We start from the raw sequence: 15,448 nt of genomic DNA, 5'->3' as shown, positions 1-15,448 counted from the left end.
CGGGTGTTTCGGTGCCGGGCCGTGCGGTGCCCGGGTGTCGGGGGTGTCGCATCCGGTCGGCGTGCGGTCAGCGTGCGCGGTTGAGGGTCTGCAGAGCGGCCCGCAGCAGCTGCGGTACGGGCGGCTGGGCGCCCTCCGCGAGCGCGGCCTCGGCCTGCGGGGCGACGGCGGTGACAGCCTCGTCGGCCTCACGTGTCGCGTATCCGAGGCCGATCAGGGCGGCCTCCAGCTGGTCGCGCCACGAGGAGGTGACGGCGGTGCCGATGCCCTGGTGGCCGATGTGGGCGCCGACGGGCTCGCCCAGTCTGTCCTTCAGATCGAGGAGGAGTTTCTGCGCGCCCTTCTTCCCGATGCCGGGGACGGCGGTGAGGGCCTTCTCGTCGCCGGTGGAGACGGCAAGGCGCAGGGCGTCCGGGCTGTGCACGGCGAGCATCGCCTGGGCGAGCCGGGGGCCGACGCCGCTGGCGGTCTGGAGCAGCTCGAAGACCTGCCGCTGGTCGTCGTCGGCGAAGCCGTAGAGGGTGAGCGAGTCCTCCCGTACGACGAGGGAGGTGGCCAGCCGGGCCTCCTGGCCGATCCGCAGGTCGGCGAGGGTGTGGGGGCTGCACTGGACGGCCATGCCGATGCCGCCGACCTCGATCACGGCCGTGGTCGGGGCGAGTGCGGCGACGGGGCCGCTGACGAAGGCGATCATCGGGGGACCTTCCGGACGGGAACTGCGGGTGTACGGGAAACGCGGTGGCCGCGGGCGGCGGCGGCCGCGTGCGCCTGCTGGAGGCGGTTGACGGCCGGGGCCCGCCAGATGTGGCAGATGGCGAGGGCCAGGGAGTCGGCGGCGTCGGCGGGTTTCGGCGGTGCGTCGAGCCGAAGCAGCCGGGTGACCATCGCTCCGACCTGCGCCTTGTCGGCGCGGCCGCTGCCGGTGACGGCGGCCTTGACCTCGCTGGGGGTGTGGAGGGCGACGGGGATGCCGCGGCGGGACGCACAGAGCATGGCGACCGCGCTGGCCTGGGCGGTGCCCATCACCGTACGGACATTGTGCTGGCTGAACACCCGCTCCACGGCGACGAATTCGGGGCGGTGCTCGTCGAGCCACTCCTCGATGCCGCGCTCGATCGCGACCAGCCGATGGCCGAGCTCGGCATCGGCGGGGGTCCGGACGACGCCGACCCCGAGCATCGTCAGAGGGCGGCCCGCCACTCCTTCGACGACGCCGACGCCGCACCGGGTCAGTCCCGGGTCCACACCCAGTACCCGCATGAAGCGCCCCCTCTGCCGATCGGTCAACTGTTCCCGCAGGCTATCGGCTCGCACTGACAATGCGACGGGCCGACGGGGTGTGTCCCCGTCGGCCCGTCGGCACCGCCCGCGCGGGGAGTGCCCCTGTACAGCGGCAGGACGCTGCCCGTCTCCGGGTCATCCCCCGCTCCCGCGGGGAGGCGTCGTCCGCCGTCTCAGGCGTCGACCTTCTCCATGACCTCGTCCGAGACGTCGAAGTTGGCGAAGACGTTCTGCACGTCGTCGCTGTCCTCCAGCGCGTCGATCAGCTTGAAGATCTTGCGCGCGCCTTCCTCGTCCAGCTCGACCTGCATGGTGGGCAGGAAGTTGGCCTCGGCCGAGTCGTAGTCGATGCCGGCCTGCTGGAGCGCGGTACGGACCGCGACCATGTCGGTGGCCTCGCTGACGACCTCGTAGGACTCACCGAGGTCATTGACCTCCTCGGCGCCCGCGTCGAGCACCGCACCGAGGACGTCGTCCTCGGTGAGCTCGCCCTTGGGGACGATGACGACGCCCTTGCGGTTGAAGAGGTACGAGACCGAACCCGGGTCGGCCATCGAACCGCCGTTGCGGGTCATCGCGACACGCACGTCGGAGGCGGCACGGTTGCGGTTGTCGGTGAGGCACTCGATGAGCACCGCGACACCGTTCGGGCCGTAACCCTCGTACATGATCGTCTGGTAGTCGACGCCGCCCGCTTCGAGACCGCCACCACGCTTGACCGCGGAGTCGATGTTCTTGTTCGGGACGGAGCTCTTCTTCGCCTTCTGGATCGCATCGACGAGGGTCGGGTTGCCCTCGGGGTCCACACCGCCGGTGCGGGCCGCGACCTCGATGTTCTTGATCAGCTTGGCGAAGAGCTTGCCGCGCTTGGCATCAATCACGGCCTTCTTGTGCTTGGTGGTAGCCCACTTAGAGTGGCCGGACATCGCCAGCTCCTTACAACGCGTCGCCAGTAGAAATGAACAACGGAGATCCTACCGGGATCCGTTCACCCCTTGGCGCGCACCATGTCGACGAAGAGTGCGTGAACCCGGTGGTCACCGGTCAGTTCCGGGTGGAATGACGTTGCCAGGGCGTTTCCCTGACGTACGGCAACAATATGGCCGCCGTGCTCGGCGATCACCTCGGCCCGGGCGCCGACCGACTCCACCCAGGGGGCGCGGATGAAGACGCCCTCGACCGGGCCGCCTTCGATCCCGGCCACCTCGACGGCGGCCTCGAAGGACTCGTTCTGCCGCCCGAAGGCGTTACGACGCACGATCATGTCGATGCCGCCGATGGTCTCCTGGCCCGAGCGCGGGTCGAGGATCTTGTCGGCCAGCAGGATCATTCCGGCGCAGGTGCCGTAGACCGGCATGCCGGCGCGGACCCGCTCGCGCAGTGGTTCCAGCATGCCGAACAGGGTGGCGAGCTTGGACATCGTGGTGGATTCGCCGCCGGGTATGACGAGACCGTCGACCTCGGCGAGCTCTTCGGGGCGCCGGACCGGCCTGGCCAGGGCGTCTGCCGAGGCCAGGGCGATCAGGTGCTCCCGTACGTCGCCCTGGAGGGCCAGGACTCCGATCACAGGGGTGTCGCTCATCTGTGACTACCAGCCGCGGTTGGCGTAGCGCTCGGCCTCGGGCAGGGTGTCGCAGTTGATGCCGACCATGGCCTCGCCCAGGTTGCGGGAGGCGTCCGCGATGATCTTCGGGTCGTCGTAGAAGGTGGTGGCCTTCACGATGGCGGCGGCACGCTTGGCCGGGTCGCCGGACTTGAAGATGCCGGAGCCGACGAAGACGCCCTCGGCGCCGAGCTGGCGCATCAGCGCGGCGTCGGCCGGAGTGGCGACGCCACCGGCGGAGAACAGCACGACGGGCAGCTTGCCGAGCTCGGCGACCTCCTTGACCAGCTCGTACGGGGCGCGGAGCTCCTTGGCGGCGGCGTACAGCTCGTTGTTGTCGTAGCCGCGCAGCCGGGCGATCTCGTTCTTGATCTGGCGCAGGTGGCGGACCGCCTCGACGACGTTGCCGGTGCCGGCCTCGCCCTTGGAGCGGATCATGGCCGCGCCTTCGGCGATGCGGCGCAGCGCCTCGCCCAGGTTGGTGGCGCCACAGACGAACGGCGTGGTGAAGGCGAACTTGTCGCTGTGGTTGACCTCGTCGGCCGGGGTGAGGACCTCGGACTCGTCGATGTAGTCGACACCGAGGGACTGCAGGACCTGCGCCTCGACGAAGTGGCCGATGCGGGACTTCGCCATCACCGGGATGGAGACGGCCTCGATGATCTCTTCGATCATGTTCGGGTCGGACATCCGGGCCACGCCGCCGTCCTTGCGGATGTCGGCGGGCACCCGCTCCAGGGCCATGACGGCCACGGCGCCCGCGTCCTCGGCGATCTTCGCCTGCTCGGCGTTGACGACGTCCATGATCACGCCACCCTTGAGCTGCTCGGCCATGCCGCGCTTCACGCGGGCGGTGCCGGTAGCCGGGGAGTCGGCGGACTGCGGGGTGCTGGGAAGCGTGGACACGGATCGACCTCACTCGGAGAAAAAGATGCTGAAAGTGCTGGGTAATGCACTGCAGAGCAAACTCTCCGGGACCAGTCCACGACAAGGGCCAATAAGAGGCCGGTGGATCGTTTTGGCTGTGTACGGCCGCGTACGACCCCGTACGGGGCGGGGGGGTACGCGTCCGGGTCAGCTGACCGGGCGGTCCGCCAGGGCCACAGGCGGCTCGTCGTCCATCTCGAAGGCCAGCGGGAACGGTGCATGCCCGGCCAGCCGGAACCAGCGCACCGTGCGGTGGCGGCGCAGCGCCCGCGCCGCGCGCACCGCGTCGTTGTGGAACCGCCGCGCCATCGGCACCCGGCGCACGGCCGCGGCCAGTTCGGACGCCGCCTCCTCACCGCCGGGAATCTCCTTCACTGCCTCCACCTGCGCAGTCTCACCGAACACCGCCCGCAGCGCGGTGCTGAGCTCGCTCTCCGCCACCTCACGGTGTTCCTCCTCGGACTGCCGGGCGGCGTGCGCGGCCTCGTACAGCACGATGGACGCGGCCGGGTCGAGGACACCGGATGTGGCCAGTTCCTGGGTGACCGAGGCGCGGCGCAGCAGTTGGGCGTCGAGGGCGGCGCGGGCGGCGTCGATCCGCGTGTGCAGCCGGTCCAGCCGCCCGGCGGTCCAGCTGAGGTACAGGCCGATCGCGACGAGCGCGACGGCGATCCAGATGAGGGTTTCGGTCACGGGCCGCAAGGCTACCGCCGAGGGCACCCCGCCCCGCCCTCCGGCCCGCCGCAGCGCGGGACACCGGGCCGGGAGCCGGGGCCCGGCGTTGCCGATGGTGCCGCCCGCCGGGGGGAGCCGGGTGCCGACGCCCGTCCCCCTCCGATCCCGCCGAGCGGCCCGTTATCGGGACGGTCCTGCCAGGTATCGGTGATCAGGAATCCGCGCACAGGCTGAAGACAGCGTGTGCGCAGTCCCGGCGGCCGGACGGGCCACCGCCGACGGCCGGGCGCGCCGGCGCCGCGCAACAGCGTTCTTCCGCTCGGTCCGGGACCGGGGACGGCGGGGCTCCGACCCGGCCATCGTGTCCCCCGGGGGAGGACCGCCGAGGCCCGCCTCAGTCCCTGGCCAGCCCGAACCGGGCCCGCAGCCCCGTACGTTCGTCCGTCGCCACCGACGCGGCCCCGTCCGTCACCGTCTCGTACACCGCGAGGATGTCCGCCCCCACCGTCGACCAGTCGAACCGTCGCACATGAGCGCGGCCACGATCGCTGAGCTCCGCGCGCCGCTCCGGGTCGCCGAGCAACCGGATCGCCGCCGACGCCAGCGCCTCCGCGTCCTCGTTGGCGAACAGTTCGCCCGCCGCACCCAGGTCCAGTACCTGGGCGAACGCGTCCAGATCGCTGGCGAGGACCGGCGCGCCCGCCGACATCGCCTCGACCAGGATGATCCCGAAGCTCTCGCCGCCCGTATTCGGCGCGACGTACACATCGACACTGCGCAGCAACCGCGCCTTGTCCTCGTCGCTCACCATGCCGAGGAATTCGACGCGCTCGCGCATCGCCTCGGGCAGTGAGGCGACCGCCTCCTCCTCGTCGCCGCGCCCTGCCACCAGCAGCCTGGTCTCCGGGCGGGCGGCGAGGATGGCGGGCAGCGCCCGCATCAGGACGGGCAGGCCCTTGCGGGGCTCGTCGATACGCCCGATGAAGCCGATCGTCCCGCCCTGCCACTCGACCTTGGGCTCGGCCTTGTCGAAGAAGCCGACATCGACCCCGTTCGGGATGACGACCGCATCGCCGCCGAGGTGCTCGACCAGGGTCCGGCGCGCGTACTCGCTCACCGCGATGCGCGCACTGATCTTCTCCAGCGCAGGCTGCAGGATCGGGTACGCGGCGATCATCGCGCGGGAGCGCGGATTCGAGGTGTGGAACGTGGCGACGATCGGTCCCTGCGCGGCCCAGCAGGTGAGCAGGCCGAGAGACGGCGAGGTCGGCTCATGGATGTGGATCACGTCGAAGGTGCCGTCGTGCAGCCAGCGGCGTACCCTCGCCGCGGACAGGAAACCGAAATTCAGCCGGGCGACGGAGCCGTTGTACCGGACGGGCACGGCACGGCCCGCCGACACCACGTACGGCGGCAGCGGCGTCTCGTCGTCGGCGGGGGCCAGCACCGATACCTGGTGGCCCAGGCGGATCAGGTGTTCGGCCAGGTCGCGGATGTGGAACTGGACGCCGCCCGGTACGTCCCAGGAGTACGGGCAGACGATGCCGATCTTCACGACTGCTCTCCACGGGGTTCGAGGTCGGCGAGCCAGAGCCGCTGCAGCATGTGCCAGTCCTCCGGGTGCTCGGCGATTCCGGTGGCGAAGGCATCGGCCAGCGCCTGTGTCATCACAGACGTCTTCTCGGTGCGCGTACCTGACTCGGGCACCTCGACGGCCGGGTGGATCCGGGCCTTCATCACGGGGGTCGCGTCGTACCGGAGCGTCACGGGCAGCAGCAGCGCGCCGGTCTGCTGGGCCAGCAGACCGGGTCCGGCGGGCATCCGTGCCGTGTCACCGAAGAACTGCACCTCGACGCCGGAGGCGGAGAGGTCGCGGTCGGCGACCAGGCAGACCAGTCCGCCGTCGCGCAGTCGCCGCGCCAGGGTGCCGAAGGCCGACCCGCCGGTGTGCGGCAGGACCTCCATGCCGAGCCCCTCACGGTAGGCGACGAACCGGTCGTACAGCGACTCGGGCTTCAGCCGCTCGGCGACCGTGGTGAACGGCACCTTCAGATCGGTGGTGACCCAGGCTCCCGCCAGGTCCCAGTTCCCCAGGTGCGGCAGCGCGAGGATGACACCGCGTCCGGCGTCCAGGCCCCCGGTCAGCCGGTGGACGTTCGCCACGTCTATGCCGGCCCTGATCCGCTCCGGGCTCCAGGTGGGCAGCCGGAACGACTCCATCCAGTAGCGCATGTACGAGCGCATCCCGGCCTTGGAGAGTGCGGCGAGCCGGGCCGGGCTCGCGTCCGGCACCACCCTGGCCAGGTTCGACTCGAGCCGCAGCACGCTCTTGCCGCGCCGCTTCCAGACCTGGTCGGCGAGGGTACGGAAGAGCGCCTGGGCGGCCGGCTCCGGCAACCTCTTGACCGCGCTCCAGCCGAGCCCGTACAGCCCGTCGGTCAGCCGGTCCTTCAGCCCGGTCCCCGGTTCCCCCTCGGCGCCGCTCACTTCGCCGCCTCGCTCCCCCGGTCCGCCGCGGCTGCCGCGTCGGCCTCCGCGGACTCGCGGCGCACGGTCACGACACGCTGCACGAGCGTCACCAGGCTGCCCACGGCGACGATCCACAGCGCGATCGGCAGCAGGATGTCGATCCCCGGCACACCGAACGTGTGGAGCCCGGCGAGCCCGGCCGCCACCAGCGAGATGACCAGCCGCTCGGCCCGCTCCACCAGACCGTTGACCGCGACCGGAAGACCGATCGACTCGCCCCGCGCCTTCGTGTAGGAGACCACCTGGCCGCTGGCCAGGCAGAAGATCGCCACCGCACACATCACGTTGTCGTCGCCGTTGCCCGCGTACCAGAGTGCGAACCCGCCGAAGATCGCGCCGTCGGCGACCCGGTCCAGGGTCGAGTCCAGGAAGGCGCCCCAGCGGCTGGAGATGCCGGCCTGTCGGGCCATGTTGCCGTCGACGAGGTCGGAGAAGACGAAGATCGTGATGACGATCGTGCCCCAGAAGAACTCCCCCATGGGGAAGAAGACCAGCGCACCTGCCATCACCCCGGCCGTACCGATGAGCGTGACGGCGTCAGGGCTCACGCCGAGACGGAGCAGCAGCGCGGCGAACGGTGTGAGGACACGCGTAAAAAATGCACGCGCGTACTTGTTCAGCATGGCCTTCCCGAGGGGTCGGTGGGCCGTGCGGCCCCTTCGGCCACCGGCTGGCCCATCGTAGTCACCAGTCGGACGGGTCCACTGTCCGGGCATCCGTCCTCGTGCGTCGGCGTCCGACGTATGGACGCAACCTGACCGGAGTGGAAAGCTCGAATTACCGCGGGCGTCGTCGTAGCCGCCGCAGCGGCTCCTCGTGCCCGCGCCCTCCTTCTCCCCTCACCGCGCCAGGCAATCTCCCCGCACAGCGCACCCCACCGGGAGGCACATCATGGGCGACAAGGCACATGCACACACCGGGGCCGCCGGCAGAGCAGCAACGGCCGATCGGCCCTCCTCCATACGGAACGTGGTGCTGGTCGGCCACAGCGGATCGGGCAAGACCACCCTCGTCGAGGCCCTCGCGCAGACCGCTGGAGCGGTCAACCGGGCCGGCCGGGTCGAGGACGGCGGCACGGTCTCCGACTACGACGAGATCGAACACCGCCAGCAACGCTCCGTACAACTCTCCCTGGTCCCCGTGGAATGGGGCGGGTACAAGATCAATCTGCTGGACACCCCCGGATACGCCGACTTCGTCGGGGAACTCAGGGCCGGTCTGCGGGCAGCGGACGCGGCCCTTTTCGTTGTCTCGGCGGCCCAGGAGGCCGACGCCGTGGCGGGCACCACCCGCGCCGTGTGGGAGGAGTGCGCCGCCGTCGGCATGCCGCGCGCCATCGTCGTCACGCACCTCGACACCGCCCGCACGTCCTTCGACGAGATGACCCGCGTCTGCGGCGAGATCTTCGGGGGCGACGACCCCGACGCCGTACTGCCGCTCTATCTGCCCGTGCTCGGCCCCGAGGGCCCGGACGGGCACGCCCTGCTGACCGGACTCACCGGACTCCTCACGCAGCGTGTCTTCGACTACTCCTCCGGCGAACGGAAAGAGACCCCGCCCGCCGACGACCAGCACGCACCGCTCCAGGACGCCCGCAACCGGCTGATCGAAGGGATCATCGCCGAGAGCGAGGACGAGACCCTGATGGACCGGTACCTCGGTGGCGAGGACATCGACATCAAGACTCTGATCGACGATCTGGAGCGCGCCGTCGCCCGCGACGCCTTCCACCCCGTCCTCACGGCGGCGCCCGCCGGCGAGGACGGGCGCCAGGGCATCGGTACGGTCGAACTCCTGGATCTGATCACCGGGGGCTTCCCGACCCCCCTGGAGCGCCCGCTGCCCGCTGTCACCACGCCGGGCGGCGCCCTCCGCCCCGCCCCGTCCTGCGACCCCGACGGACCGCTGGTCGCCGAAGTCGTCAAGACGGCCTCCGACCCGTACGTCGGCCGTGTCTCCCTGGTCCGCGTCTTCTCCGGCACGCTGCGCCCCGACGAAACGATCCACGTCCTCGGCCACGGACTCACCGACCCCGGCCACGAACCCCGTCCCGTCCATGAGGCAGAGGTCCGCGTCGGCGCGCTGTCCGCCCCGTTCGGCAAGCAGCAGCGCGCCCTGACCAGCTGCATCGCCGGAGACCTGGCCTGCGTCGCCAAACTGGGCGGCGCCGAGACCGGGGACACCCTCTCGGCTCCGGAGGATCCGCTGCTGATGGAGCCCTGGTCCATGCCCGACCCGCTGCTGCCACTGGCCATCGAGGCCCACAGCAAGGCGGACGAGGACAAGCTCTCCCAGGGGCTCGCACGGCTCGTCGCCGAGGACCCGACCATGCGCCTCGAACAGAACCAGGACACCCATCAGGTGGTTCTGTGGTGCCTCGGCGAGGCCCATCAGGACGTGGCACTGGACCGGCTGCGTACCCGGTACGGGGTACAGGTCGACGCCGTCTCCCACAAGGTGTCCCTGCGCGAGACGTTCGCCGGCCCGTCGAGCGGCCGCGGACGGCACGTCAAACAGTCCGGCGGCCACGGCCAGTACGCCATCTGCGAGATCGAGGTGGAACCGCTGCCACCCGGTTCGGGCATCGAATTCGTCGACAAGGTGGTCGGCGGAGCCGTACCCCGCCAGTTCATCCCCTCCGTGGAGAAGGGGATACGTGCCCAGGCCGCCCGCGGAGTGGCGGCCGGCCACCCCCTGGTCGACGTGCGGATCACCCTGCGGGACGGAAAGGCCCACTCCGTGGACTCGTCCGACGCGGCGTTCCAGGCGGCGGGCGCACTGGCCCTTCGCGAAGCGGCCGCGGAGACCCGGATCCAACTCCTCGAACCTGTCTCCGAGGTCCAGGTTCTCGTCCCCGACGACTACGTGGGGCCGGTCATGAGCGATCTGTCGGGGCGCCGCGGCCGGGTGGTCGGCACCGAGCAGTCAGGGGCGGGGCGCACGCTCGTGCGGGCCGAGGTCCCCGAGCTGGAGATCGGCCGGTACGCGATCGACCTGCGCTCCCTGTCGCACGGCACCGGCCGGTTCGACCGGTCGTACGCCCGGCACGAACCGATGCCACCACAGCTCGCCGATCGCCTCCGCGAACAGCAGGAAAACACCACGAACGGCGCCTAGTCTGCGGCCCCGCCCGACCTTGTCCACAGGGTCGGGCGGGGCTCCGATCCGGACGATACGCTGTGGTCCCAGCTCAGAAGGTGTGCCGGGCACGGCAGTTGGGAAACAGCCGCAGGAGCGGTTCCTTGGCGGCAAGTGGGGGCGACAGTGGCCAACGACGGATTCGATTTCTCTCCCGGAGCGCAGATCCCGCTCCAGGGGGCGGCCGGACAGGCGGTGGCGACGAACGCCCTCGCCTCCGCCGCATACCGCGACAGCCCGGTGGCAGACATCCTCAAGGCCGACAGCGAGTGGCACAAGTCCAAGATCGAGGAGGGCCGGTCCAAGCTCTTCAAGAGCAAATACTTCACCCCCAACCTCGGCGAGGCCTTCTCCCGCGCCGTCCAGGAACGGATGCTGGGCGGCGCCCGCAAGGCCCTCATCCAGTCCTTCGGCACCGACCCGCAGACCGTCGTCGAGCACTGCCTGTCCGCGACCCGCCTCCGCAAGGCCCGGGACACCAAACTGACCCTGGTCACCGTGCTCTTCGGCTTCCTCTTCCTGCCCGGACTGCTCCTGTGGGTCCTCGCGTTCCGCCTCCGCGACGGCCTGGGCTCCACCAAGGACAAGGCCCTCAGCGCCCTCGGCATGGCCCTGCTCCCCGTCATCGGCATCGTGGCCCTGATCTTCCTGATCAAACTGCCGGTCGACGGTCTCCTCGCGCTGTACCTGCGCGCGATGATCGTCGCCCCCGTCATCGGCTGGCTGATCGCCAAACGGATCGCCGAGACCTCCGCCAAGGACATGCGCGCCCGCTGGGAGGGGCTGCTCTCCGGCGGAGGGGTCATCGCCAAGATCCCCGAGGCCGTGCCGAAGAATCCCAGCGAGACCGCCCGCGAGGCGCTGCGCCAGGGCCTGGAGAAGCTGTCGGCCGAACAGCAGTCCAACTGCGTCTTCTATGCCGGTCCCAAGGGCATCCTCGGCATGGGCACCCGCTGGGGCAGCTGGCAGCTCGCCGAGGAACTCGTCTCCAAGGAACCCGGCAAGGAGTTCCATCAGTTCCGCAGCTGGGACCTGATTCGCGTCATCCACGACCAGCTCAAGCAGCTGGAACGCGGACCGCTTCACACCGGCGGATTCACCACGCCCTCGGTCACCCACTGGATCGTCTCGCCCGTCGGTGAGAACGCCGACTCGGTCTCCCGTCCGGAGGGCGAGGACGTCGCCACCTTCCAGGTCAAGCCGCACGAGATACAGCGCATCTGCAACCACCAGCAGTTCGGCAGCGGCGACCGCCACTATCTGGGAGTCCAGTTCACCCTCTGGGACGGTCAGCTGGTCATCACCATGATGATCACCGTCACGGTGCTCCACGAGACGCTCCGGATCGAGGTCACCGGGCACGCCCTCGGCCCCGTCCACTCGCTCTTCACGAGCAAGCCCGAGGCCAGGACGAAGACGGTCAACAAGACCGTCAGATTCTGGGAGACCCGCAAGATCACTCTCCCGCTGGTGGAGTCCAAGGAAGTAGTCCGTCTCGCCCTGCGCGCCCCCTTCACCTGGTACCCGCCGCTCCTCGACTACCTGGGCGGCAAGATCACCCTCCCGGAGCCCTTCGGCCTGCGCCACGCCTGGGCCGAGAAGCCGTGGCGTCACCGCTTCATGGCGGACGACGCGATGCGCGCCGCCACCCCCGTCCTGCGTGCCGTGCACAACGCGGCCATGCGCGTTCTGGACGAGAACGGCGTCGACACGGAGCGCTTCGACAACCGGTCCATGATCCTCAGCGGACTGGTGCAGGACCCGATCCCCAAGAAGGCCGACCTGTACGACGCGTAGGGCAGACGGAAGAGGCGCCCGGGACCTCCCGGGCGCCTCGTACTCGTACTGCTCGGCTCAGAGCCTGTCGGGTGACCTCTGATCGGGCGGCCGCCCGACAGGCTCTCAGGCCGCGGGCCAGGCCTCGGCCAGCATCTTCCGGGTATCCGCGAGAAGCTGCGGCAGCACCTTCGTGTGACCGACGACCGGCATGAAGTTGGTGTCACCGCCCCAGCGCGGCACCAGGTGCTGATGGAGATGCGCGGCGATGCCGGCGCCCGCCACCGTTCCCTGATTCATCCCGATATTGAAACCGTGCGCCCCCGAGGCCGCCCGCAGCGCCGTCATCGCCCGCTTGGTGAAGTCGGCCAGCTCCAGCGTCTCCGGACCGTCCAGCTCCGTGTAGTCGGCGACATGCCGGTACGGCACCACCATCAGATGTCCGCCGTTGTACGGATACAGGTTCAGCACGGCATAGACCTTCTCGCCGCGCGCCACGATGAGTCCGTCCTCGTCCGACTTCGCCGGGATCGCGCAGAACGGACAGCCGTCGCCGGCCTCCGGGCCGGTCGGCTTGTTCTCACCCTGGATGTACGCCATCCGGTGAGGCGTCCACAGGCGCTGGAACGCGTCGGGCGTTCCCACTCCGATCTGCTGCTCCGGCTCAGTCGTCATGCAGATCAGCATATTGCTTCACTCCTGCGGAGCGTGTCGCCGGGGGCCGCCCCCGTCGCCGGACGACGATCCTGAGGCCATGAGCGACCAGCCCGCGGACTCCTCCGTCCCTCTCCGGTTCAGGCGCTGGGAGCAGCGCACGGAGGTGCCGCTCTTAGTCGCGTCGCTGTTCTTCCTCCTCGGGTACGCGGTCCGCGTCCTCGTTCCCGAGAACGCCCAGCCGTGGCGTGGCCTCGCCCTGGCCCTGGTCGTCGCCACCTGGCTCCTCTTCGCGGCGGACTATGTCGTACGGATCCGGCTCAGCGGCCAGGGTCTCCGCTTCCTGCGAACCCACTGGCTGGACACGGTGGTGCTGGTGCTCCCGCTGCTGAGGCCGTTGCGTCTGATCCAGGTCTACACAGCGATCCAGCGGCAGCGGGAGCAGCCGCGGCTGAGCCTGTACGCCCGCGTGATCAGCTACGCCGGTATCACCGCCCTGCTGCTCGGATTCTCGGCCGCGCTCGCCGTGTACCACCAGGAACACATGGCTCCGGGCGCCACGATCCGGACGTTCGGCGACGCGGTGTGGTGGGCGTGCTCGACGCTCACCACGGTCGGATACGGGGACGTCGCGCCGGTCACGCCGAGCGGCAGGACCATCGCGGTGGGACTGATGGTCGGTGGTCTGGCACTGCTGGGGGCAGTGACGGGTTCGTTCTCGTCGTGGCTGGTGCAGGTGTTCACCCGGGAGGACGAGAAGAGGCCCCCGGAGCGCGGTTAGCGCTCCGGGGGCCTCCCTGTCGGTCGGATCAGACCTGGACGCGGTCCTCGACGGCCTTCTGGATCTTGGCGAGGGCTTCCTCGACCGGGATGCCGTTCTCCTGCGATCCGTCCCGGTAGCGGAAGGAGACGGCGTCGTTGGCCATGTCCTCATCACCCGCGATGATCATGAAGGGCACCTTGGCCTTCTGCTGGTTGCGGATCTTCTTCTGCATCCGGTCCGAGGAGGCGTCCACCTCGACCCGCAGGCCCTTCTTCCTGGCCTGCGCAGCGAACTCCTGGAGGTACGGGATGTGCGCGTCGCCGATCGGGATGCCGACCGCCTGGACCGGGGCCAGCCAGACCGGGAACGCACCCGCGTAGTGCTCCAGCAGCACGGCGAAGAACCGCTCGATGGAGCCGAACAGGGCGCGGTGGATCATGACCGGGCGCTGCTTGGTCCCGTCGGGACCGGTGTACTCCAGGTCGAAGCGCTCCGGGAGGTTGAAGTCGAGCTGCACGGTCGACATCTGCCAGGTGCGGCCGATGGCGTCCTTGCACTGGACCGAGATCTTCGGGCCGTAGAACGCGGCGCCGCCCGGGTCCGGAACCAGGGGCAGCCCCTGCTTCTCGGCAACCTGGCGCAGCGTCTCGGTGGCCTCTTCCCAGACCTCGTCCGAGCCGACGAACTTCTCCGGGTCCTTGGTGGACAGCTCCAGGTAGAAGTCGGTCAGACCGTAGTCGCGCAGCAGGTTCAGGACGAAGGTGAGCGTCTTGTCGAGCTCCTCCGCCATCTGCTCCTTGGTGCAGTAGATGTGCGCGTCGTCCTGCGTGAAGCCGCGCGAACGGGTCAGACCGTGCACCACACCCGACTTCTCGTAGCGGTACACCGTGCCGAACTCGAAGAGACGCAGCGGCAGTTCACGGTAGGAACGGCCACGCGCGTCGAAGATCAGGTTGTGCATGGGGCAGTTCATCGGCTTGAGGTAGTAGTCCACCCCGTCGTCGAGCTGCATGGGCGGATACATGCCTTCGGCGTACCAGTCCAGGTGGCCGGACTTCTCGAAGAGCTTGCCCTTGGTGGCGTGCGGCGAGTAGACGAACTCGTAGCCCTCCTCCTCGTGCCGCTTGCGCGAGTAGTCCTCCATGGCCCGGCGGATGATGCCGCCCTTGGGGTGGAAGACGGCGAGGCCGGGGCCGATCTCGTCGGGGAAGGAGAAGAGGTCCAGCTCGTTGCCGAGCTTGCGGTGGTCGCGCTTGGCGGCCTCCTCCAGGAACTCCAAGTGCGCCTTGAGCTCGTCCTTGGTGGGCCAGGCGGTGCCGTAGATGCGCTGGAGCATCGGGTTCTTCTCGCTGCCCCGCCAGTACGCCGCGGCGTTCCGCATCAGCTTGAACGCCGGGATGTTCCGGGTGGTCGGCAGGTGCGGACCGCGGCAGAGGTCCTTCCAGCACAGGTCACCGGTCTTGGCGTCGAGGTTGTCGTAGATGGTCAGCTCGCCGCCGCCCACCTCGACATCCGCGCCGTCGTCGGTGGAGGCGGCACCCTTGATGCCGATGAGCTCCAGCTTGTACGGCTCGTCGGCCAGCTCCTCACGGGCGGCCTCGTCGGTGACGACCCGGCGGGAGAACCGCTGTCCCCGCTTCTGGATCTCCTGCATCTTCTTCTCGATGGCCTTGAGGTCCTCGGGCGTGAACGGCTTCTCGACGTCGAAGTCGTAGTAGAAGCCGTCCTTGACCGGCGGGCCGATGCCCAGCTTGGCCTCGGGGAAGAGCTCCTGCACGGCCTGCGCCATGACGTGCGCGGTGGAGTGCCGGAGGATGTTCAGGCCGTCCTCGGAGGAGATCTCGACGGGCTCGACGACCTCGCCGTCGGCGACGACGTATGCGAGGTCCTTCAGCTCACCGGCAACCCGGGCGGCGACGACGGTGCGCTCGCCGGGGAAGAGCTCGGCAGCCGTAGTGCCCGTCGTCACCACGCGCTCTTCCCGCTCGGAATCGCGTTGGATGATCACACGGACGTCTGACACCGGTCTCTCCTGACTGAAGGGGGGTGCGCGCCATATTCCACTGCGCACGCAAGAGGAATCGTACCGAGCCGACGCCCCC

14 protein-coding genes are annotated in these 15,448 nt (G+C 69.7%); 3 read left to right on the top strand and 11 right to left on the bottom strand.

Annotation, left to right across the window (positions count from 1 at the left end; translation table 11 throughout):
• Positions 1-67: 67 nt before the first annotated feature.
• The 9 genes from ruvA to pgsA all read right to left on the bottom strand — a co-directional run bounded on the left by ruvA (position 68) and on the right by pgsA (position 7,638).
• Positions 68-694: a Holliday junction branch migration protein RuvA gene (gene ruvA, locus OG395_RS40850; RefSeq protein ID WP_327247409.1), complete on the bottom strand. Its 627-nt coding sequence runs from the start codon at positions 692-694 to the stop codon at positions 68-70.
• Entirely contained in the window at positions 691-1,260 is a 570-nt protein-coding gene (gene ruvC, locus OG395_RS40845; protein WP_327247408.1) for a crossover junction endodeoxyribonuclease RuvC, read from the bottom strand. The genes ruvA and ruvC overlap by 4 nt, the downstream gene beginning before the upstream one ends.
• A 194-nt stretch (positions 1,261-1,454) precedes the next feature.
• Complete coding sequence (locus OG395_RS40840; protein WP_030918812.1) at positions 1,455-2,207, bottom strand: YebC/PmpR family DNA-binding transcriptional regulator; 753 nt, start codon at positions 2,205-2,207, stop codon at positions 1,455-1,457.
• A 62-nt stretch (positions 2,208-2,269) separates the two neighbouring features.
• On the bottom strand, positions 2,270-2,863 hold the full coding sequence (gene pdxT, locus OG395_RS40835) for a pyridoxal 5'-phosphate synthase glutaminase subunit PdxT (protein ID WP_266987901.1): 594 nt from the start codon (positions 2,861-2,863) through the stop codon (positions 2,270-2,272).
• Positions 2,864-2,869: 6 nt separating this feature from the next.
• Complete coding sequence (gene pdxS, locus OG395_RS40830; RefSeq protein WP_266987900.1) at positions 2,870-3,790, bottom strand: pyridoxal 5'-phosphate synthase lyase subunit PdxS; 921 nt, start codon at positions 3,788-3,790, stop codon at positions 2,870-2,872.
• A gap of 168 nt (positions 3,791-3,958) precedes the next feature.
• The gene (locus OG395_RS40825) at positions 3,959-4,504 is read right to left on the bottom strand and encodes a hypothetical protein (protein WP_266987897.1); all 546 of its coding nucleotides are present in this window, start codon (positions 4,502-4,504) and stop codon (positions 3,959-3,961) included.
• 376 nt (positions 4,505-4,880) lie between these two features.
• The gene (locus tag OG395_RS40820) at positions 4,881-6,041 is read right to left on the bottom strand and encodes a glycosyltransferase family 4 protein (protein WP_327247407.1); all 1,161 of its coding nucleotides are present in this window, start codon (positions 6,039-6,041) and stop codon (positions 4,881-4,883) included.
• Positions 6,038-6,973 (bottom strand): phosphatidylinositol mannoside acyltransferase, encoded by a 936-nt coding sequence (locus OG395_RS40815; RefSeq protein ID WP_327247406.1) that lies wholly within the window; start codon positions 6,971-6,973, stop codon positions 6,038-6,040. Before OG395_RS40815 ends, OG395_RS40820 begins: the two co-directional genes overlap by 4 nt.
• A complete protein-coding gene (pgsA, locus tag OG395_RS40810; RefSeq protein WP_266987891.1) occupies positions 6,970-7,638 on the bottom strand; it encodes a phosphatidylinositol phosphate synthase in 669 nt (222 codons plus the stop codon). Before pgsA ends, OG395_RS40815 begins: the two co-directional genes overlap by 4 nt.
• A gap of 268 nt (positions 7,639-7,906) precedes the next feature.
• Between pgsA and OG395_RS40805 the strand changes: the two genes are divergently transcribed.
• Positions 7,907-10,132, top strand: coding sequence for an elongation factor G-like protein EF-G2 (locus OG395_RS40805; protein WP_327247405.1), 2,226 nt, complete (start codon positions 7,907-7,909; stop codon positions 10,130-10,132).
• A gap of 147 nt (positions 10,133-10,279) precedes the next feature.
• Entirely contained in the window at positions 10,280-11,950 is a 1,671-nt protein-coding gene (locus OG395_RS40800) for a hypothetical protein (RefSeq protein ID WP_327249620.1), read from the top strand.
• A gap of 105 nt (positions 11,951-12,055) precedes the next feature.
• On the opposite strand, the gene OG395_RS40795 is transcribed toward OG395_RS40800, so the two are convergent.
• Complete coding sequence (locus OG395_RS40795; protein ID WP_327247404.1) at positions 12,056-12,616, bottom strand: HIT family protein; 561 nt, start codon at positions 12,614-12,616, stop codon at positions 12,056-12,058.
• 67 nt (positions 12,617-12,683) lie between these two features.
• Between OG395_RS40795 and OG395_RS40790 the strand changes: the two genes are divergently transcribed.
• Positions 12,684-13,364, top strand: a complete 681-nt coding sequence (locus tag OG395_RS40790) for a potassium channel family protein (protein WP_327247403.1) — start codon at positions 12,684-12,686, stop codon at positions 13,362-13,364.
• Between the two features lie 28 nt (positions 13,365-13,392).
• Here the strand turns inward: OG395_RS40790 and thrS are convergent, their stop codons facing one another.
• The gene (thrS, locus tag OG395_RS40785) at positions 13,393-15,369 is read right to left on the bottom strand and encodes a threonine--tRNA ligase (protein WP_327247402.1); all 1,977 of its coding nucleotides are present in this window, start codon (positions 15,367-15,369) and stop codon (positions 13,393-13,395) included.
• Positions 15,370-15,448 lie beyond the last annotated feature (79 nt).

Origin of the sequence: Streptomyces sp. NBC_01320 (assembly GCF_035974375.1) — a bacterium.
In the GTDB taxonomy this organism is placed as follows: domain Bacteria; phylum Actinomycetota; class Actinomycetes; order Streptomycetales; family Streptomycetaceae; genus Streptomyces; species Streptomyces yanii.
Note: the sequence above shows the minus strand (reverse complement) of the source record. Positions and strands in the feature narration are given on the sequence as shown.

Coding starts and splice junctions, on each gene's coding strand:
- ruvA (WP_327247409.1), bottom strand. CDS start 694: ATGATCGCCTTCGTCAGCGGCCCCGTCGCCGCACTCGCCCCGACCACG.
- ruvC (WP_327247408.1), bottom strand. CDS start 1,260: ATGCGGGTACTGGGTGTGGACCCGGGACTGACCCGGTGCGGCGTCGGC.
- OG395_RS40840 (WP_030918812.1), bottom strand. CDS start 2,207: ATGTCCGGCCACTCTAAGTGGGCTACCACCAAGCACAAGAAGGCCGTG.
- pdxT (WP_266987901.1), bottom strand. CDS start 2,863: ATGAGCGACACCCCTGTGATCGGAGTCCTGGCCCTCCAGGGCGACGTA.
- pgsA (WP_266987891.1), bottom strand. CDS start 7,638: ATGCTGAACAAGTACGCGCGTGCATTTTTTACGCGTGTCCTCACACCG.
- OG395_RS40805 (WP_327247405.1), top strand. CDS start 7,907: ATGGGCGACAAGGCACATGCACACACCGGGGCCGCCGGCAGAGCAGCA.
- OG395_RS40795 (WP_327247404.1), bottom strand. CDS start 12,616: ATGCTGATCTGCATGACGACTGAGCCGGAGCAGCAGATCGGAGTGGGA.
- OG395_RS40790 (WP_327247403.1), top strand. CDS start 12,684: ATGAGCGACCAGCCCGCGGACTCCTCCGTCCCTCTCCGGTTCAGGCGC.